At 61.8% G+C, this 18,788-nt stretch carries 20 protein-coding genes and 1 pseudogene; 14 read left to right on the forward strand and 7 right to left on the reverse strand.

Features of this window, described 5'->3' with window-relative positions; translation table 11 throughout:
• The first annotated feature begins 2 nt into the window (after positions 1–2).
• Entirely contained in the window at positions 3–854 is an 852-nt protein-coding gene (locus tag EA462_RS09490; RefSeq protein WP_124178327.1) for a nitrilase-related carbon-nitrogen hydrolase, read from the forward strand.
• Positions 855–1,109: 255 nt separating this feature from the next.
• Here the strand turns inward: EA462_RS09490 and EA462_RS09495 are convergent, their stop codons facing one another.
• Positions 1,110–2,666, reverse strand: coding sequence for an aldehyde dehydrogenase family protein (locus EA462_RS09495; RefSeq protein ID WP_124178328.1), 1,557 nt, complete (start codon positions 2,664–2,666; stop codon positions 1,110–1,112).
• A 113-nt stretch (positions 2,667–2,779) separates the two neighbouring features.
• Positions 2,780–3,589 carry an RIO1 family regulatory kinase/ATPase domain-containing protein gene (locus EA462_RS09500; RefSeq protein WP_124178329.1) on the reverse strand — a complete coding sequence of 270 codons (810 nt, stop codon included), beginning with the start codon at positions 3,587–3,589 and terminating at the stop codon, positions 2,780–2,782.
• Between the two features lie 141 nt (positions 3,590–3,730).
• Here EA462_RS09500 and EA462_RS09505 point away from each other — a divergent pair, with 141 nt between their 5' ends.
• The 3 genes from EA462_RS09505 to EA462_RS09515 all read left to right on the forward strand — a co-directional run bounded on the left by EA462_RS09505 (position 3,731) and on the right by EA462_RS09515 (position 6,378).
• The gene (locus tag EA462_RS09505; RefSeq protein ID WP_124178330.1) at positions 3,731–4,921 is read left to right on the forward strand and encodes a DUF7544 domain-containing protein; all 1,191 of its coding nucleotides are present in this window, start codon (positions 3,731–3,733) and stop codon (positions 4,919–4,921) included.
• A gap of 97 nt (positions 4,922–5,018) precedes the next feature.
• Entirely contained in the window at positions 5,019–6,164 is a 1,146-nt protein-coding gene (locus tag EA462_RS09510) for an acyl-CoA dehydrogenase family protein (RefSeq protein WP_124178331.1), read from the forward strand.
• A gap of 34 nt (positions 6,165–6,198) precedes the next feature.
• Positions 6,199–6,378: a hypothetical protein gene (locus EA462_RS09515; RefSeq protein WP_243641390.1), complete on the forward strand. Its 180-nt coding sequence runs from the start codon at positions 6,199–6,201 to the stop codon at positions 6,376–6,378.
• Positions 6,379–6,456: 78 nt separating this feature from the next.
• On the opposite strand, the gene EA462_RS09520 is transcribed toward EA462_RS09515, so the two are convergent.
• Positions 6,457–7,233: a DUF6517 family protein gene (locus EA462_RS09520; RefSeq protein ID WP_124178332.1), complete on the reverse strand. Its 777-nt coding sequence runs from the start codon at positions 7,231–7,233 to the stop codon at positions 6,457–6,459.
• A 183-nt stretch (positions 7,234–7,416) separates the two neighbouring features.
• Entirely contained in the window at positions 7,417–7,875 is a 459-nt protein-coding gene (locus EA462_RS09525) for a DUF2062 domain-containing protein (RefSeq protein ID WP_124178467.1), read from the reverse strand.
• Between the two features lie 586 nt (positions 7,876–8,461).
• Here EA462_RS09525 and tbsP point away from each other — a divergent pair.
• From tbsP to EA462_RS09545, 4 genes and pseudogenes are all read left to right on the forward strand, one after another.
• Positions 8,462–9,280: a transcriptional regulator TbsP gene (tbsP, locus tag EA462_RS09530; protein ID WP_124178333.1), complete on the forward strand. Its 819-nt coding sequence runs from the start codon at positions 8,462–8,464 to the stop codon at positions 9,278–9,280.
• 137 nt (positions 9,281–9,417) lie between these two features.
• Positions 9,418–10,122, forward strand: a complete 705-nt coding sequence (locus EA462_RS09535) for an RNase P subunit p30 family protein (protein ID WP_124178334.1) — start codon at positions 9,418–9,420, stop codon at positions 10,120–10,122.
• Positions 10,106–10,744, forward strand: coding sequence for a class I SAM-dependent methyltransferase (locus tag EA462_RS09540; protein ID WP_124178335.1), 639 nt, complete (start codon positions 10,106–10,108; stop codon positions 10,742–10,744). Before EA462_RS09535 ends, EA462_RS09540 begins: the two co-directional genes overlap by 17 nt.
• A pseudogene (locus tag EA462_RS09545) lies at positions 10,741–11,073 on the forward strand (Rpp14/Pop5 family protein); the annotation flags it as partial. The gene EA462_RS09540 and the pseudogene EA462_RS09545, both read left to right, overlap by 4 nt.
• 33 nt (positions 11,074–11,106) lie before the next feature.
• Here the strand turns inward: EA462_RS09545 and EA462_RS09550 are convergent.
• Positions 11,107–11,547 (reverse strand): acyl-CoA thioesterase, encoded by a 441-nt coding sequence (locus EA462_RS09550; RefSeq protein WP_124178337.1) that lies wholly within the window; start codon positions 11,545–11,547, stop codon positions 11,107–11,109.
• A gap of 139 nt (positions 11,548–11,686) precedes the next feature.
• Here EA462_RS09550 and EA462_RS09555 point away from each other — a divergent pair, with 139 nt between their 5' ends.
• The 3 genes from EA462_RS09555 (at position 11,687) to purM (ending at position 15,199) form a co-directional block, all read left to right on the forward strand.
• The gene (locus EA462_RS09555; RefSeq protein WP_124178338.1) at positions 11,687–13,459 is read left to right on the forward strand and encodes a TraB/GumN family protein; all 1,773 of its coding nucleotides are present in this window, start codon (positions 11,687–11,689) and stop codon (positions 13,457–13,459) included.
• On the forward strand, positions 13,456–14,091 hold the full coding sequence (locus tag EA462_RS09560; protein WP_124178339.1) for a metalloprotease: 636 nt from the start codon (positions 13,456–13,458) through the stop codon (positions 14,089–14,091). Before EA462_RS09555 ends, EA462_RS09560 begins: the two co-directional genes overlap by 4 nt.
• A gap of 106 nt (positions 14,092–14,197) precedes the next feature.
• Entirely contained in the window at positions 14,198–15,199 is a 1,002-nt protein-coding gene (gene purM / locus EA462_RS09565; RefSeq protein ID WP_124178340.1) for a phosphoribosylformylglycinamidine cyclo-ligase, read from the forward strand.
• An 18-nt stretch (positions 15,200–15,217) separates the two neighbouring features.
• Here purM and EA462_RS09570 read toward each other — a convergent pair whose 3' ends face one another.
• Complete coding sequence (locus tag EA462_RS09570) at positions 15,218–15,787, reverse strand: macro domain-containing protein (protein WP_124178341.1); 570 nt, start codon at positions 15,785–15,787, stop codon at positions 15,218–15,220.
• A 209-nt stretch (positions 15,788–15,996) separates the two neighbouring features.
• On the opposite strand from EA462_RS09570, the gene EA462_RS17270 reads away from it, so the two are divergent.
• Entirely contained in the window at positions 15,997–16,164 is a 168-nt protein-coding gene (locus EA462_RS17270; protein WP_165872039.1) for a DUF7331 family protein, read from the forward strand.
• Between the two features lie 179 nt (positions 16,165–16,343).
• Positions 16,344–16,748 (forward strand): hypothetical protein, encoded by a 405-nt coding sequence (locus EA462_RS09575; protein ID WP_124178342.1) that lies wholly within the window; start codon positions 16,344–16,346, stop codon positions 16,746–16,748.
• Between the two features lie 107 nt (positions 16,749–16,855).
• Here EA462_RS09575 and dpsA read toward each other — a convergent pair whose 3' ends face one another.
• On the reverse strand, positions 16,856–17,401 hold the full coding sequence (dpsA, locus tag EA462_RS09580; protein WP_124178343.1) for a DNA starvation/stationary phase protection protein DpsA: 546 nt from the start codon (positions 17,399–17,401) through the stop codon (positions 16,856–16,858).
• 352 nt (positions 17,402–17,753) lie between these two features.
• Between dpsA and EA462_RS09585 the strand changes: the two genes are divergently transcribed.
• Complete coding sequence (locus tag EA462_RS09585) at positions 17,754–18,731, forward strand: hypothetical protein (protein WP_124178344.1); 978 nt, start codon at positions 17,754–17,756, stop codon at positions 18,729–18,731.
• Positions 18,732–18,788 lie beyond the last annotated feature (57 nt).

The raw sequence follows: 18,788 nt of genomic DNA on the forward strand, positions 1-18,788 counted from the left end.
CGATGCCGGACGGGATCGACACGGTCGACGGGACGGATCGACCGAGTTCGCGACAGATCGCGCTTGCACAGATACGCATCGAGGCGGGAGCGCTCGAGGACAACCTCGAGCGAGCGATCGCGGCGATCGAGGACGCGGCGTCTCGAGGCGCCGATCTGGTTGCACTCCCCGAACTGTTCACGGTGGGCTACTTCGCGTTCGACCTGTACGGCCGGTATGCAGAGGCGATCGAGGGGGAGACGCTTTCCCGAGTGAGCGAGGCGGCCGGCGATGCCGGAATCGCGGTCCTCGCGGGAACCATCGTCGAGGACCTCGCCGCGACGGATAGCGTCGAGACGCCGGCAGCGGACGGGCTCGCCAACACCGCGGTGCTGTTCGACGCCGACGGCGACCGACGCCTCGTCTACCGAAAACACCACCTCTTCGGCTACGAGTCGGCGGAATCGGAACTGCTCGTTCCCGGCGAAACGATCGAAACCGCCACGGTCGGAGGAGTTACCGTCGGCGTGACGACCTGTTACGATCTGCGGTTTCCGACCCTGTATCGTCGGCTGGTCGATGCTGGCGTCGAACTCGTCCTCGTCCCGAGCGCGTGGCCCTATCCTCGACTCGAGCACTGGCACACGCTCTCGAGGGCGCGCGCGATCGAAAATCAGTGTTACGTCGCGACGATCAACGGATCGGGAGCGTTCGACGACGCCACGCTACTCGGGCGGTCGACGGTGTACGATCCGTGGGGGGTAAGTCGCGCCTCGAGTGGCGACGAGCCGGCGCTGGTCACGGCGGAGGTCGATCCGAAAGCGGTCGCCGACGTCCGAACCGAGTTTCCGTCGTTGCGCGACCGACGACTCTAACCGGTCCGGGCGACGGACAGCCGGCGGAGATCCGCAGGCCGTGACGGGCGACCGCTGACTTTTTACCTCGAGACGTATTCGGTAGAATCGCCGGTAGAAGGCGCTTTTCACGTCTATGCCGGCAGAAACGTCGCTCCGGCCCGTCGCTGGCTCGTTTCCCGGGAACGAGCCATCCACTCCCGTCTCCTCGTCTCGCCGTTTCGGCCGTCGAGTCCCGACCGTGAAGCCGAACGCTCAGACAGACGACGGCACGAATCACTCCTCTCGATTGTCGGATCGCTCCTCTCGAGCGAAGAGGTCGACGGAGAGTCCCTGTGCCATTTCGATTTCCGTGGAGTTGTTCATCGTCCAGGCCGTTCGTTCGGTCACCGCCTCGATGGCTTCCCGCGCCGAGGGGTAGCCGTTGCCGGACTTTTTGACGCCGCCGAAGGGGAGCTGGACCTCGGCACCGATACACGGAAGGTTCGCGTACGCCAGTCCGAGCTCCGCCCGGTCACGGAAGTGATTGAGCTGGCGGTAGTCCTCCGAGATGATCGCGCCGGCAAGACCGTACGGTGTGTCGTTGTGGATCTCGAGCGCTCGTTCGATACCGCCGTCGTACTCGATGAGTGCGACGTGAGGGCCGAAACACTCCTCGGTCAGACAGCGAAGCTCGGAGTCGTACTCGATTTCGTAGACGAACGGGCCGACCCAGTGACCCGCTTCGTGTCCGTCTGGAATCTCCTCGTCGGGCAGTTCGAATCGATCGACCAGCACGTTCGCCCCCTCCTGACGGGCGAGGTCGTTGTGTTCGCGGATCTTCTCGACGTGGGCGGCTTCGATCGCCGGTCCCATGAACGTCCCTTCCTCGAGCGGATCGCCGACGACGACGTCGGTAGCGAGGTCGACGAATCGGGTTTTGAACTCGTCGTAGACGTCCGTGTGAACGATCAGTCGCTCGGAAGAGACGCAGCGCTGGCCGGTCGTCTTGAAACTCGACACGACCGCCGAGTGGACGGCTGTCTCGAGATCCGCCTCCTCGGTGATGACGATACCGTTTTTGCCCCCCATCTCGCAGGCGGCCAGTTTTCCCGGTTCACCGCCGACGGCGTCCGCGATCCCGTGGCCGACCTCCGCCGAGCCGGTAAAGAGGACGGTGTCGACGCGGTCGTCGTCCACGATTGCGGCACCCGCGTCGCCAAAGCCCTGGATCATGTTGAAGACGCCCTCGGGAACGCCGGCGTCCGCCATCATCTCCGCGATGATCTGGCCACACCACGGCGTCTGCTCGGCGGGCTTCCAGACGACGACGTTTCCCTCGACCAGCGCGATCGCCATGTGCCAGAACGGGATCGCGACCGGGAAGTTCCAGGGGGTGATACAGCCGACGACGCCGCGAGGTTTGCGACGCATGTAGGCGTCCTTGCCCGCGACCTCCGAGGGAACGACGTCACCGTGTGGATGGCGAGCGTTGCCCGCCGCCCACTCGACCATGTGCCAGGCCTCGGTTACGTCGGCTTTCCCCTCCGAGAGCTCCTTTCCGCACTCTTTGGTGACGATCTCTCCGAGCTCGTCGTGACGGTCGCGAAGCTCGTGGTAGATATCCCAGAGGTACTCCGCCCGGTCGATGTACGACAGCGACCGCCACTCCTCAAACGCCGAGTCGGCCGCCTCGAGCGCGGTCTCGACGTCCGCGGTCGTCCCGCGCCGAAACTTCGCCAGCGTCTCGCCGGTCGCCGGGTTCTCGCTTTCGAACGTCTCGGAGCCGTGACCGTCGGTCCACTCGCCGCCGATGTAGTGACCGTGACTCCGCTCGGTGGCTTGCTGGCCCATAGTGACGTATACGACCGACGCGATCAAAAGCACTGGTGGTCGGACACACTGGCCACGATACGACGCGTCGAATCGCTCGTCCAATCGGCCGACGGATCGCTCGAGACGTCGGATTATCGCCGGCCGAGGTCCGCCGCCTTCTCGAGTTCGCTCCGAAGTCGGGTCGAATCGAACTCGTGATCTGGACGAAGCCTGACGAAATCGAGGAATCGGCGAGCCGAGAGGAGTTCGGATGGTCCGTAGGCCGACGACGCCGCCTGAACGGCCGCTCGAGGACCGATTCGGGGCTCGAGGACGGCCAGTGCACAGGCCAGATCGTAGGCGGTCGTCTCCGAGACCCGGTCCTCGTGGACGCTCGTAGCGTCGATGAAGTAGAGCTCGCCGTCACAGAACAGGATGTTCTCGGCTCGCAGGTCGCCGTGAGCGAGCCCGTTTTCGTGAAGGCTCGAAAGCATCTCGAACAGCTCGGGCGACCGTTGCTCGACGACGCTGTCGGAAACCGACTCCAGGGATTCGAATTCGGGGAGGTATTCGAGGACGAGGACGCCCAGGCCGTTCACCTCGAAGGCTTCGATCGGCCGGGGGGCGTTGACACCGATCGAACGCATTCGCTCGGTCGCTTCGTACTCGTGTTCGACCATCTCCCGTGGCGTGTCGAACCGATCGAAGAACCCGCCGGTTCCCGAGGAGACGGCACCGACGTTTCGTCCGGTCGTCAAGAGCGCGTGTACGAGCGCGTTCTGCCGGGAGACGATCTTGACGAACCACTCGTCGTCGATGACACACGGTGTCGACAGCCAGTTGTCCGCCTCGAGAAACTCGACGCGGACGACATCGCGGTCGTGGCGGTCCGCCAGCGAGCGGACGACGCGCTCGATACGTTCCCACTCGACGGTGCCTCGAGCGAGCTGGCGGATATCCATACGCCGAAGAGACGCGCTTCGAAGTTAAATGCGTCCCGAAGTGTCGCCATCGAAACGTCTCGCTCGAGCGAGGTCGTCGACGACGATCAGTCGAACGTCAGAACAGAATTATTTTCAACGATGCGACCATACCTCGTGAGTATGCACTCCGTTGACGACCTCAGCGACGCGATCGACGTGACGCGAGACCTCCTGTTACCGATCCGGGCGAAACTGTGGCTCAAACTCGCCATCGTCGTGTTCTTCGTCGGCGGAATGGGAATGGGTGGTGGCGTCCCGACCGGTGACGTCAGCATGTTCGGTGACGACGTCCCCGTCGACGGAGTCGACGAGGGTGTCGATGCGATTCCAGAAGACGTGTTGCTCATCGTCGGGGCGGTCCTGTTGGTGTTACTGGCGCTGTGGTTGCTCTTTCAGGTGCTCGCAGCGATCATGGAGTTCGTCTTCATCGAATCCCTCCGTTCGAAGGAGGTACACATCAGACGGTACGTCAGAGCGAATCTGGGGAGAGGCCTCCGACTGTTCGGATTTCGGCTGCTCATCGGACTGTTCGCCTTCGCGGTCGTCGCCGTTCCCACCGTACTCGTCGTTCTCAACGCCTCGAGCACCGAAGCGATCCTCGGGAGCGTGCTGTTGTTACTTCTGGTTGGCGTCGTCGTCTACCTCGGTTACGCCGTCGTCATGCGCTTTACCTCCGAGTTCGTCGCCCCGATCATGCTCCTCGAGTCACGTGGCGTCCTGAGCGGCTGGAGCCGGTTCCTCTCGACGTTCAAAGCGAACTGGTCGGAGTACGTCGTCTACCTGATCCTGGTGTGGATCCTCCAGCTCGTCGTCAGCTTCGCCGCCGGAATTCTCATCCTCTTTGCCATCATCGTCATCGCGATCCCGTTCGTGATCGTGATTTTCGGGCTGCTCACGCTCGGTGAACTCGGACTCTGGCTCGCGGTTCCGGTCGGTATCGTCGCGGGGCTGATCATGCTGCTCGTCGTTGCGCTCATCGAAACGCCGATCCGATCGTACTTCCAGTACTACGCACTGTTGATACTCGGAGACACGGACGCAGAGCTCGATCTCATCCCGGAACAGCGAGCGGCGGTCCGAGGAGATGGCGGAGCGCCGATCGATCGCGACGAACCGGCTCACGACGACGACCGCTGGGACGGTGACGAATCCGACGACACCGCAACCTGGGACGACACGGACAGCGACTCCTCGAGCTACTGGGACGATCCGGACACTGGGAGCGACTGGGATGACTCGGACGGCGGAAGCGACAGGGATGATCGCGACGACCGCGACGACCGCGACGACCGCGACGACCGCGGCTGGTAGGCGATTCCGTCCCGTCGTCGGTGGTCTCGACCGGATCGGGTCGGGCTGGACCGTGATCCGGCGGTGAGTTTATTCCGCGTGCCGGCGAGTGTTCCGTATGGATCTCGAGTTGCCTGACGAACACCGAATGATCCAGGAGACCGTCAGGGACTTCTGTGAGACGGAGATCGAGCCCGTCGCACAGGAGATCGAAGACGAACATCGGTTCCCGACGGAAATCTTCGACCAGCTCGCGGAGCTCGACATGATGGGAGTCCCGATCGACGAGCAGTACGGTGGTCTCGGTGGCGATACGCTCATGTACTCGCTGGTTGCCGAGGAACTCGGTCGCGTCTCGGGTTCGATCGGGCTCTCGTACGTCGCACACGTCTCGCTCGCCTCGAAACCACTCGAGCGCTTCGGGACCGAGGAACAGAAGCGACGATGGTTGCGGCCGCTCGCCGAGGGGACACACCTGGGTGGCTGGGCGCTGACCGAGCCCGAAAGTGGATCCGATGCGTCCGACATGAGCACGACCGCCGAACGAGACGGTGACGAGTGGGTTCTCGACGGAACCAAACAGTTCATCACGAACGCCTCGGAGGCCGGTTCGATTCTCGTCAAGGCCGTCACCGATCCCGAAGCTGGCTACGACGGAATCTCGACGTTCATCGTCGATCCGCGCGAGGACGACGGCTTCGAGGTAACGACGATCTGGGAGAAGATGGGACTCAACGCCTCACCGACCTGTGAGATTCACCTCGAGGAGGTTCGGCTCCCGCCGGATCGACTGCTCGGAGAGGTTGGCGACGGGTGGGAACAGACCAAAACGACGCTCGACGGTGGTCGAATCTCGATCGCGGCGCTCTCGACGGGGCTAGCCCAGGGGGCCTACGAGCACGCCAGAGAGTACAGTTTAGAGCGCGAGCAGTTCGGGCAGCCGATCTCGTCGTTCGACGCGGTCCGAGACAAGATCGTCGATATGCACCGCAAGACCGAGCGAGCACGGCTGCTCACGCGCCGAGCCGCACGAACCGCCGACGCCGGACGGCCGGTCACTCGAGAGTCCGCACTCGCCAAGCTCGACGCGAGCGAGGCGGCTCGAGAGGTAGCCGAGGACGCTGTTCAGGTTCTGGGCGGATACGGCTATACGACCGATTTCGCACCCCAGCGGTTCTACCGGGACGCGAAGCTCATGGAGATCGGTGAGGGTACGAGCGAGATTCAACATCTGGTTATCGGGCGAGAGCTCGGGCTCACGTAGTGCGATATTCGTCGCAATCGCGGGCGTCGGACTCGTGGCTCTCGGTCTGGCCGGCGTTCGGTACGCGCCAGCGATCGTCGCGGCGCAGCATCGCCAGGGCATGACGCCGGTCGAAGACGACGCGATCAGCGGGACCGACCGGATTCGAGTGACGAAAGGAACAGGGCTGGTCGTTGCAAGCCTCGGCGTCGTCCTCCTCGCGTACTGGCTCTGAGCCGCGTATCTTTCCGACCCGATCGAAGCGAACGCTCCAGCCGTCGCGGTATCCGAACCGTCGAAATCGCCGACTCCGCTAGCTCACTGAGCCGATGTTGATCCCGTCATCGTCGCCGTCCCCGCCGTCGTCCGAAGATCCGTCGTCGCCGTCCCCGCCGTCGTCCGAAGATCCGTCGTCGTCAGTGTCATCGTCATCGGCCGGCTCGCCCTCCTCGAGCGACGACGTGACGGCTTCCGCGAGCGCCCGAACGTTGTCGGACTCCCCGGAGCGCAGTTGTTCCGGATAGACGCCGATCGTGACGATCAGATCCTCACCCGCCGAGACCGCTTCGGTGACGTGAAGATCGACGTCGACCGTCGTTCCGTCGAACGCGGCTTCCGCCGAAAAACGAGACTGCGGCGTCGACTCCCCGAGTATGGAGACGGACCGCTCGTCCTCGAGCGAGACGTCACCAATGTCGTCGTAGTTGCTCTCGATCAGTTCGACGAGTTCGCCGGCCGACATCTCCTCGACGGGATTGAACTCTCGTCCGAGAACGTCGACTTTCGGTGTCGAGAGAACGGTGAAAACGGCACCTCGCTGTTCTCCGAGAACACCCATCTCGACGGACTTCTCGTACTCGGTCAGGTAGTTTTCAGCGACGACTTCCTCCGTCAGTGGTCCGAGCGAGAGTTCGCGCTCGACGACGACCGAGTCGACGTCCGTCTGTTCGTAGCCCGTGTCGTCGCTAATCGATGGTTCGACACCCGCTGGTGATGAGACGTGTTCGTCCAGTCCGAGGACGCCGAGACATCCGGACAGCGCTGCGATACCTGTCGCACCGATCCCAGCTATGACGTCTCTTCGATTCATGAGTAACGCAAACTGATCGCCTGTTCATAAATGTTTGCTGGATCTCGATCAGATCTGTTCGGGAGGAATCAAGAACCGAATGCATGACATCGCCCGCGCCGTGAATCACCTCGGGATCAAGCCCCGGTGAATTCTCCTATACCGCTTGTAAACGGCGTAGAAGCGGTGTCCGGACAGCGGTCACTAACTATCGACGGTCGGTGTTCGTCGACGATTGACTCGAGTGAGATGCAAGACGAGAGCGTACCCCGTTAGTGACAGTCCGGCAGCGATCACCAGATTACCGACGAGCAGCTGATGGATTGCGTCCCGTGCGGTTTCAGTCAAGTCCTCACCGATGGGGACGGGATCCGTTCCGAGGACCGTCGCACCGACTTGAAAGCTCGCGAGGTAGACTCCCGGTTTGACGAGGGGGTTGAGTACCGCAATCGACGCGAATATCGCGGGCTTGCTAATCCACGACCACATCGAGACGAGGACGAAAAAAAGGCCGATTCCGAGACCACCGGTAGGCATTGCCGTGACGAAGATACCGATGGCGAAACTCGAGGCGACCTGATGTGGCGTGTGTTCTTCCCGAAACGCGGCTGTAAGCTCGCGCCGAATCCGATCACGATATAGCGCGAGACGTTCCGTTACCATTCCTCTTCTCACTGAAGGTTTCTCCGGGGCAACCAGCAAAAAGGTATCGAGACACTGCGAGTGCTCGACAGGTGTCACGCCGTCGATGGCGGACCTTTTCTCTCCAGCGAGCGCCAGCACACGAGCAGGGAAGATCCCGGTTTCTGACAGACGCACGGATAGCCTCGGCTGACTACGCTGTCTGCGGCGGTAAGGCTGGTTCGAGACGTGACGATCGGGAGAGCTACGGTCCACCGTACGTGCTAACTCGCGTTGCACGCATCGTCTGTCGGCCGATCCAGTGTGGCTCTTCCGATGGTGACTGCCACTGGTTATCGATTGATTCGATCAGACCCCATTGGAATCGATCACAGCTCACACCCATACGATACTGCAATACAATAACGAGGATATATAATTATTGTAAGATATCTGTCTATGATCCGAACAATGTGAGCGGAACGCACGCGTCAAACGATTGTTCGATTCATCGACAAAGCAAGTCAATTTCGGACAAAAATTACCGTCAGCCATCGGTACGAGAACTTCTGGTGTGAGAACGGCCAGCAAAATTAAGTGATGTGGGTCCGTTTACTTGTGTATAGGCATGACCTCGAATTTACTCAATCACCAGATTGACGATATCCTCGAGTCGGTTCTCGAGGACGCACGTGGAGACGTCTACATGGTCAACCCCTCACGGGAGGCTATCGAAGAGTTCGTTACCGTTGCAACGTCGTTCGACGGAGCGGTCCCGTCCGTTCACATGCTCGCTGACGAGCGAACGTTAAAAGACGTCATGGACGACTTCATCGTCGCCTCGAACGCCGCCGACCTCATCGCGGACGGAACGCTCTCGCTTCGAACGATCGAGCAGGCTCCGGAAAACTCGCTGTTGGTAACCGAAGACCGCGTTATCGCGGTCGTCCACGCCGGTGACCGAGTCGGGGGGCTCGTCACCGACGAGGAGAGTTTCGTCGAGGATACGTACGACACCTACACGAACCGCTGGGACGACGCAGCGTCGTACAACCTTCGAACGCCACCGATTACGGACGTTCGTGAGACGCTCGCAGACGAGATCAGTCCGGATGCAGAAGACGACTTTACGGCGATCCTCAACTCGCTCGAGACCGCTCGCGGCGATGGCGACGGTCTCGACGAAGTCACGATCTCGCTGCTCGTCGCCGCGAAAAACGAAGCGTTGCTCTACGACATCAGCAAGTGGGGCGAAGACGTGGGGATCGCCTCCAAAGCGACGTTCTCGCGTACGAAGACGAAGCTCGAGGATATGGGCCTGATCGACACCGAGAAGGTTCCGATCGACGTCGGTCGACCGCGACTTCGGCTCAAAATCGGTGACGATCGCCTTCGCGAGGCTGACAACGGACAGCTCGCGACGGTTGCACAGAGCATCCTCAACTGAACTCGGCGTTCTTTCGCGTACAAATCGTTTCGACGGAGCGTACTGTCTCGATCGGAGTGAAACCGGGACGGCGCCGACTATCAACTGAGACTGGGGATGACGCAAGCCCCAAGTAAGCGCCACGCAACGAGTCGTGTATGTACGAGGCCGTCCACGCTCAGCCCGACGGAGAGAGCACGGTCGCGACGCTCGTTGAGACGGCGGCTGCGTACGGCTTCGAGGGCGTGGTCGTGCGAAATCACTCGAACGCTCGAGCGAGCTACGATGCGACCGAGCTCCGAGCGGAGCACGATATTGACATCGTTCGGGGCGTCGAGATTCGTGCGGAGAATCCACAGCACGCAAGCGGCGCAGTGGGAAACTTCCGGACCGACGAGACGATCGTCGTCGTCGAGGGCGGAACGAACGACCTGAACCGCTTCGCGGTCGAAAACGAGAAGGTCGACGTGCTCGCCCATCCGATGGCCAACGGCGGCGACGTCAATCACGTCATGGCGAAAGCCGCCGTCGAAAACGGCGTTCGACTCGAGTTCTCGCTCGCGGACGTCTTGCGAGACCACGGTGGCCACCGGGTTCGGGTCATCCAGTCGCTTCGAAAGCTCGCGGAGATCGTCGACTACTACGACGTCCCGTACGTCGTAAGCGCGGACCCGTTCTCTCACCTGGCGCTTCGCGCGCCGCGAGAGCTCCGTGCACTCGGTGATGCGATCGGCCTCTCGTCGACGTTCGTCGAGGACGGACTCGACGAGTGGGGGCGAATCGCAACCCGAAATCGTCGGATCCAGTCCGAGTCGTTCATTGAGCCCGGGGTCGAACGAGGGAGATATGAAGCGGACAATTGAGGAACACGCCGCTCGGTTCGACGAACAGGCAAGCGATTACGACGACGAGAAATCAGCGGAGTATCGCGCCTGTGCGAATCTGGTGATCGAACACGCCACGCCGGGCGACGACGATGTCGTTCTCGATCTCGGAACCGGAACCGGGGCCATCGCGCTTGCGCTTGCGCCCGACGCAGACCTCGTCGTTGGCCGCGACATCAGCGAGGGAATGATGGAAAAAGCCGAGACGAAAGCGGCGGACCGCGGGTTCGAGAACGTCGAGTTCGGGTACGGAACCTTCCGCGAGCCCGAGGTCGACCTCGAGTCGTCGGAGACGTCGGGCGTGGACATCGTCACGTCGAACTTCGCGATGCACCACCTCTCGGACGACGAGAAACGCGAGGCGATCTCGGTTATCGCGGCTCTCGGCGCGGAAAAACTCGTCCTGGGTGACATCATGTTCTTCGACGAGCCGGATTCGGATACCTCGTTTTACTCGCCGGTCGTCGACGATCCGGCGACCGTCGGTATCCTCGCCGACGCCGTCACTGACGCCGGCTTTTCGCTGACGGCCGTCGAACGGGTCCACGATCTGGTCGGAGTGCTCGTCGCTGAACGGTCCCGGCCGTCCGGAGACGAATGAAACACCTTCCGAAACACCTGCGTCCCCGGTGGCGATACCTCGTTGTCTCCCTCGAGACGTGGCCGGGAGACGCCGTCGACAGACGGTCGTTCCAGCGGGAGTGTTGGTACGCGGGACAGAACCTGCTCGGCGATCCGGGGAGTGCCCACGCCGACCTCTCGGTCGTCAGATTCGACTTCGAGAACGCGACCGGGACGGCTATCGTCAGGGTCCGTCACGGACGGACCGAACCGGCACGAGCAGCACTCGCCTGCATCGACGAAATCGACGGCGTTCCCGTCGGCGTACGCGTCGAGCGGATCAGCGGAACTATCCGTGCTGCAACGGACGAGACCACGTAGCTCGAGCAGGCTCAGGCGACGCTACGTTCCGTTTCCCTCGAGCGCTTTCGTTCGGAGCCGTTCGCCCTCTTTCGTCCCGGTTGTCAACTCGGGAACCGACGTCGGTCGGTTGTCGTCGTCGATCGCCACGTAGACGAAGTACGATTCGGTCGTCTTCTCGCGCTCTCTTGTCCGCAGGTCCTCGCGTTCGGTGACGAGCCGGACGCGAACGCTCGAGGTCCCGGCGTCGTAGACGTAGGCCGTAATGTACGCCGTATCACCGACGGGAATTGGCCGTTCGAAGTCCATACGATCGACTCGGACGGTGACGCAGGTTTCTCCGGCAAAGCGCATCGCTGACATCGCGCCGACCTCGTCCATCCACTTCATCACGTTGCCGCCGTGGGCGACCTCCAGCATGTTCGCGTGGTTGGGCTGAACCATCTCTCGGTTTTCGACCAGCGTCTCGACGAGATCGGTCATACGGCGACTTTCGGAAGGACGAAGATCAGTCTTGTCGTCGAGCCTGACTCGAGTCCCTCCCCATCTCCGGTGGCTGTCGAGTCGGGCTCGATCACCCAGTTCGATACTGGTAAAAGTCGCGGCCGAGTGTTCTGTCCTAATGAGCGATGCAGGCGACGCCGACGTACCCACGCCCCCTGAGACGCCGGAGCGCGAGCAGGGGTCGGTTCACGTTCTCGGGACGGCACACGTCTCGAAGGCGAGCGTCGACGACGTTCACGAGGCCGTCGACCGGGAACAGCCCGACGTCGTCGCCGTCGAACTCGACGAGGGTCGGTACCGCCAGATGCAGGGTGGAACCCCGGACGACATCGAGGCCAAGGACCTTCTATCGGGGAACACCGTCTTTCAGTTTCTGGCCTACTGGATGCTCTCGTACGTCCAGTCGCGTCTCGGGGAAAAATTCGATATCGAACCCGGTGCCGACATGCGAGCCGGAATCGAGGCCGCAGAGCGCAACGGAAGCGGCGTTGCCCTCGTCGACCGGGATATTCAGGTCACGATTCAGCGGTTCTGGCGGCGGTTATCGGTCGTCGAGAAACTCAAGATGGTCGGCGGACTCGCGCTCGGGATTACCGACCCCCGAACGATCGGACTTACGCTCGGTGCCGTCGCCGGTATACTGCTTGGCACCGTCGTTACCGTCTTTCTCGCGCCCTTACTCGGGCTCGAGGAGACGCTTCTCTTCGGGATCACCGCGACGACAACCCACCAGTACATCGGAGCCGTCGGCATCGGTGCCCTCGTCGGTGCCTTCGTCGGCTTGCTCTTTCTTCCCACGCTCGAGTCCACCGAGCGCTACACTGGCGGTTTTATAAACGGGTTCACGATGCGGATTCTCGCCGGCGTTGGGGTCGGTATCGCGGCCTGTCTCGCTCTGGTCGCGACCGAGACGTTCGTCGGACCGTTCTCCGCCGGACGGTTCGAGACCGCCGGGATCTACTCGATCCGCGGCGGCGCTGGCGTGATCGCCGGACTCGGACTCGGCGTTCTCGGCGGAGCGGTCCTCGGTCTGGTGCTCGACGTTCTAAGCGGTGACGTCGACGACGTCGAGGAAATCGACATCGAGGAGATGACCGACGGCGACGTCGTCGCGGCGATGATGGAGGAGTTCCGGCAGTTCAGCCCGCGCGGGGCGAACGCGCTGATCGACGAACGCGACGCCTACATCGCACACAACCTCCACGAACTCCGCCAGCAGGGCTACGACGTGTTGGCCGTCGTCGGCGCGGGACACAAAGCCGGCATCGAACGCTACCTCGAGAAGCCATCGACGCTGCCACAGATGGAGTCGCTGACCGGAACCGCCTCGGGCCGGCGCTTCTCGCCGTTGAAGATCTTCGGCTATCTGGTTATGGTCGGCTTCCTCGGCTTTTTCTTCCTGTTGATCATGGCGGGAGTCAGAAACACCTTCCTCCTCCAGCTCTTTGCGGCCTGGTTCCTGTTCAACGGGATCTTCGCGTTCACGCTTGCACGACTGGCAGGCGCACGCTGGGCCAGTGCGGGAGTCGGCGGATCGGTGGCGTGGCTGACCAGCATCAATCCGCTGTTAGCGCCGGGCTGGTTCGTCGGCTACGTCGAGCTCAAGTACCGCCCGGTGAACGTCCGTGACGTCCAGACGCTCAACGAAATCGTCGGTGACACGGAGCGACCGATCGGTGAGGCCGTCGAGGATATGTTCGACGTGCCGCTGTTTCGGCTCATCATGATCGTCGCGCTCACCAACGTCGGTAGCATGATCGGGACGTTCCTCTTCCCGTTCGTCGTCTTGCCGTGGCTCGCACCCGAGATCGGCGGCGTCGATGCGCTCATGGGCGAGTTGATCCAGGGTGCCCAAAACAGCCTCGAGCTGATTCGTTCGGTGATCGCATGAGCGTTCGCGTCGGTCGCCAGCCCGAGCCGGAACTGACGTTCAGCGACAGAGAGCTGTTCGATCTCGCTCTGGCGTGGATCACGCTGAGCGTCGCCTTCGCGCTGTTGTTCGCACCGATCCACCGGAGCGCTGGTACCGATCTCACGTTCTTCGCGACAATGGTCGGCATGAGCTTCGTGACCGTTGGCGTTGCCTTTCTGTTGCACGAACTCGCCCACAAGGTCGTCGCGATCGAGTACGGCCAGATCGCCGAGTTCCGAGCCGATTACAAGATGTTATTTCTGGCAGTCATGAGCGCCCTGATTGGGTTTCTCTTCGCCGCACCCGGCGCGGTCTACCACCGGGGACGAATCACCATAAAGGAGAACGCGATGATCGCGGTTGCCGGTCCAGTGACCAATCATCTGCTCGCACTCCTTTTCTTCCCGATGATGCTCTTCGGGGGCTACATCGGTCTGATCGGACACATGGGGGTGCTGATCAACCTCTTTCTCGCCGCGTTCAACATGATCCCCTTCGGTCCGCTCGACGGAAAGACGGTCCTCGAGTGGAACACGCCCGTCTTCGTCCTCGTCTTCGGTCTGAGCCTGCTCGTACTGGGCGGGTTCGTCTTCCTCTTCGGATTCTGGTGACCGGTTTCGAACCCGAGCGCTGGGTATTACTGTCCGCCGCTCCGCCGTCCCCGTCGCGTCGTCCGGGACCGGTGGTCTTTTGCTCGACCCACGCGGTCGTTCGCACATGACCGATTCAGCGGACGACGGACGCGAGGGCGACGGCGATCGGCTCACCTACGCCGAGTCCGGGGTCGATATCGAGGCGAGCGAAGACGCGACCGCGGCGCTGCTCGAGGCGTTCGGAAGCGACCTGCGGACGGAGTACGCCGGAGTGATCGACATCGGGAATCGGTACCTCGCGCTCGCGACGGACGGCGTCGGGACGAAGCTTCTGGTCGCAGAAGCGATCGGGGACTTCTCGACGATCGGCATCGACTGTATCGCGATGAACGTCAACGATCTCGTGGCAGCCGGCGTCGAACCGGTCGGGTTCGTCGATTATCTCGCGATCGACGAACCCGACGAAGCGCTAACGAACCAGATCGGAGAGGGACTCGCCGTCGGCCTCGAGCAAGCAGATCTGACGATGCTCGGCGGCGAGACGGCGGTGATGCCGGAAGTCGTCGAGGGATTCGATCTGGCGGGCACCTGCGTCGGTCTCGCGACCAAAGACGAGATCTTCGCGGGGAAGGCAAACGAAGGCGACGCACTCGTTGGCTTTCCGTCGAACGGGATCCACTCGAACGGGCTCACGCTCGCCCGCGAGGCGGTCACGCGAAATCACGACTACACCGACACCTTCCCGCTCGATCCCGAACGAACGATCGGGGAGGAACTGCTCCGGCCGACGCGGATCTACACTGATCTGCTCGAGTCGATGCGCGACCACGGCGTTCACGCGGCGGCACACGTTACGGGCGGCGGCCTGACGAATCTGCTCCGGATGGGTGAGTTCGAATACGTCGTCGACGATCCGTTCCCCGCACAGCCGATCTTCGAGTTCGTCCAGCAAGAAGGAAGCGTCACCGACGAGGAGATGCACCGAACGTTCAACATGGGAACCGGCTTCGTCGTTTCCCTCCCCGACGCACAGGCGGAGAAACTCGCAGCCGAAACGGACGGACGGATCATCGGACGCGTCGAAGAGGGGTCGTCGGTCGAGATACGCGGTCTCTCCCTGTCCTGACGATTCGATCGATACACGCTATGGGTTCGACCCCGTCGTCTCCTCGGATTCGGTGGCACTCACCGACTCCGCCGTATCCGCAGAACCAGTAGCACCTCGGACTGCGGTAGAAATCGTCTCGTATTCCTCGTCGCTGTAGGCGATGAACCGCACGTCTTCGAGGGAGTTCGGCTCGTATCGACCGATCTCCTCACCGATTATTTCGGCACCCGCCTCGAGGTCGAATCCGGCTACGCCACAGCCGAGTGCCGGGATCACGATCGACCGACAGCCGAGTTCGTCGGCGCGCTCGAGCGCGTTTCGGGTCGCGTCGCGAACGCTCGCCGCGGTCGCTTTCCCGTCGCCGTAGTGTGGCATGGCGGCCGCGTGAACGACGTAGTCGGCCTCGAGATCGTAGGCGTCCGTAACCGCAGCCGAACCCAGATCGACGGGACCGTTCTCCATCGCCGCGCGATTGATCTCCTCGCCTGCACCGCGTCGAAGCGCACCGGCGACGCCCGACCCCATTCGCAGGTTCGTTCCGGCCGCGTTGACGAGTGCGTCGGCGGACTGTACAGCGATGTCGCCCTGGATCACCTCGAACTCCATACGCGGATAGAGGTTCTCGAGTCAATTGAAACCTCGCGAGAGTAGCCATTGCGCGTCACTGGACAGATCGTACGACAGCCGTGCGATCAGTGCGTAAATCGGTGCGGTTGTTCCGACGGGAAGAACTCATCGGCGTGACGATACGTCGATATGACACAAATTAGGTCGACCAAAACCTTTTTAGATTTAGGGTCACCTAACTCATCGTGATGGACGCACCCGCCCGCAGGCAGGATTCCGACACCGACGACCGACTCGAGGAGCCGACAGCGATCGTAACCAGCCACGAGACGAGTCCGGGAAAGGTCGTATTCACCGAACGCGACAACACCGACGGCTGGATAGCGACCGACGTCGCGGTCGACCTCGAACCCTGAGACGGTCTATTGTAACGATTACCGGTGGGACCGCGACCCGTCTGCGGTCCCACCGGCAATGGCTTACAATAGCCCGTATGAGTCCGCGCGCGACGACTCGCGAACGCTCGCGTTCGGTGTGGACGACCTGGCGACCGCGATCACGAACTCGTTTTAGCCCTCGAGTGTGCGTCTCGACTATGGAGCGATTCCGACTCGCGCTAGCGAAGGGGTGTCTCGTGGCGATGGGTTTCTTTCTCGCCACCGGCGTCGTGACCGGCCTGCTCCCGACGTCGCTATTCGACCGGATGGTGTCTCGCTCCCTCCTCGACTACGCCTTTCTCTCGCTCACGTCGGTCCTCACGGGCGTCTACGTCGTCCAGCGTACGTCGCTCACCGAGTGTTCGGGTGATCGCTGTGCGTACGGTGGCGGTGCCGCCGGGTTTTTCGCCGTCGCCTGTCCGCACTGCAACGCGATACTGGCGTCGCTGTTCAGCGCGACGTGGCTCGCGACGTACGTCGATCCGATTCGGCCCCTGCTAGGTCTGATCGCCATCGCACTCTTTACCGTCGTGATCGCCAGCCGTCGGTCGCTGATGTCGTAATTCACGGCTGTTCACAGCCGTTCCTCTTCGCGTCGGATGTGTCGATCGACGGGAGAATCACCCCGCGTTCGCAAAAAATCGGTGTCCGTCGCGCCGTCGCAGTCGCGCTACTTCGTCGCCTCTTCGAGGACGAGGGTGTCGTCTTCGAGGTAGTGTTCGAAGTGGTGTCCGTCTTCCTCGAGCGTGACGAGGATCTCCCGGAGGATCTCCGCCGTCGCGTAATCGCCGAGGTTCTCCGCGAGTTCGATGCTGTCGCGCATCGACTCGATGATGTCGCCGTACATCTCGAGGTCGTTCTCGAACATCGTTCGGACGTCGTAGACGTCCTCGCCCTCGAACTCGACGGTCGCGCGTCGTTCCTGATTCGCCGGCCCCGAAACCGGAACGCCACCGAGCGCCTGAGCGCGCTCTGCGATGACGTCCGCTCCTCCTTCGACGTGTTCGTATGCCTCCTCTAAGAACTCGTGCAGCGGAAGGAACTCGGCTCCCTCGACGACCCAGTGGTGCTTTTTCAGCTGGTGATACAGGACGTACGAGTTCGCAAGTTCCGTGTTCAGTGCGTCGACGATCTGTTCTGCTTTCTCCTGGTCGAGTCGGAGTTCGTTCTCCTCGACGGCGTCGGCCGACTGACGGACGGTTTTCTGAGTGCTCATCGTACGACGTGAATACAGTCGCATTCCACTTAAAGCTTCGCCCTCTACGAAATGATGTTTACGTATTTGAAAAATTAATTTCCTAATTGAGAAATATTGACATCGGACGTCGTCCACCGGGTGAGTCGACCAGAACTCGAAGGGGTCGAATGCGACGTGCGTTTTCATCTCGCCTGCCACCGCGATCACCTGAACCTGGCCCGATGTGCCGGCGTCGTACTCGAGGGTTGTGCTCCCCCAACGGCCGAGATCTCGTTAAGATCTTGCTACGCATCTAGTAGGGTTTAGCTCCGCTTAACAATATCGTTAACTTCATTAGTAATCCATCACAACGAAGAGGTGGTGACTACGTATGACTGACAAGGCACGATCGACCTCTCGTCGAAAGCTTCTCGCAACCACAGGATCTCTCGCTGCGCTCGGAATCGCTGGCTGTCTCGGTGATGACGACGGTAGCGACGGAAACGGTGGTGACGATCACGACGACGACCACGATCACGACGATGACCATGACGATCATGATCACGACGATGACCATGACGATCATGATCACGACGATGACCACGACCACGATCTCGCAGTTGCTGAGTTCGAGGTCCTAGACCGCAACCACGACGAGGACGTTCTCGTCTACGTCCACGGAACGCACTGGCACCAGGATCCACTCGAGGTCCCCCACGACGATACCCTCTCGCTCGGTGCCTACGTCGAGGACGAAGACGGCAACGAGGTCGAACTCGGTGACGGAATCGAATTCACCGGTGCGGTCGTCGACGACGCGACCGAGCTCGTCGAGGTCGAGTCACACGGCGATCACGTCCACGTCCACGGCAACGAAGACGGGTTCACCGACATCGTCTTCCAGCTGATCGAGGACGGCGACGTCGTCTACGAGACGCCGGAACTCGAGACCGAGGTCGGCCATCACGACCACGACGATCACGATCACGGTGAGGTCGACGAACTCTCGATTCTGGATCGGGCCGAAGATCCACACGAGGAAGTCGCGACGTTCCACGACGGACACTGGGACGGGGAGGTACCACACGTCCACGTCGACGATAACGTCTCGCTCGGTGCGGAGTTCCTCGACGACCACGACGACGAGATTCCGATCGGAAGCTCCGAAGAGTACGAACTCGCGGTGATGCTCGCAGACGACGCCGAGGAAGGTGTCGTCGAGATCGATCCGGACGACCACTGGCACGGCGATCACGTCCACATCTACGGCAAATCCGAGGGCGAAACCGACGTCGTCTTCGCGCTCTGGCACGACGATCACGCCGACTGGGAAAGCGAACCGATCGCCGTTTCCGTCGAGGACCACTAGCGACGCTCGATCTCGAGGCGCGCGTGCTCGCTCGCTTTTCGGTTCGTCGGTTATCGA

This window comes from Natrarchaeobius halalkaliphilus (assembly GCF_003841485.1).
GTDB lineage: Archaea > Halobacteriota > Halobacteria > Halobacteriales > Natrialbaceae > Natrarchaeobius > Natrarchaeobius halalkaliphilus.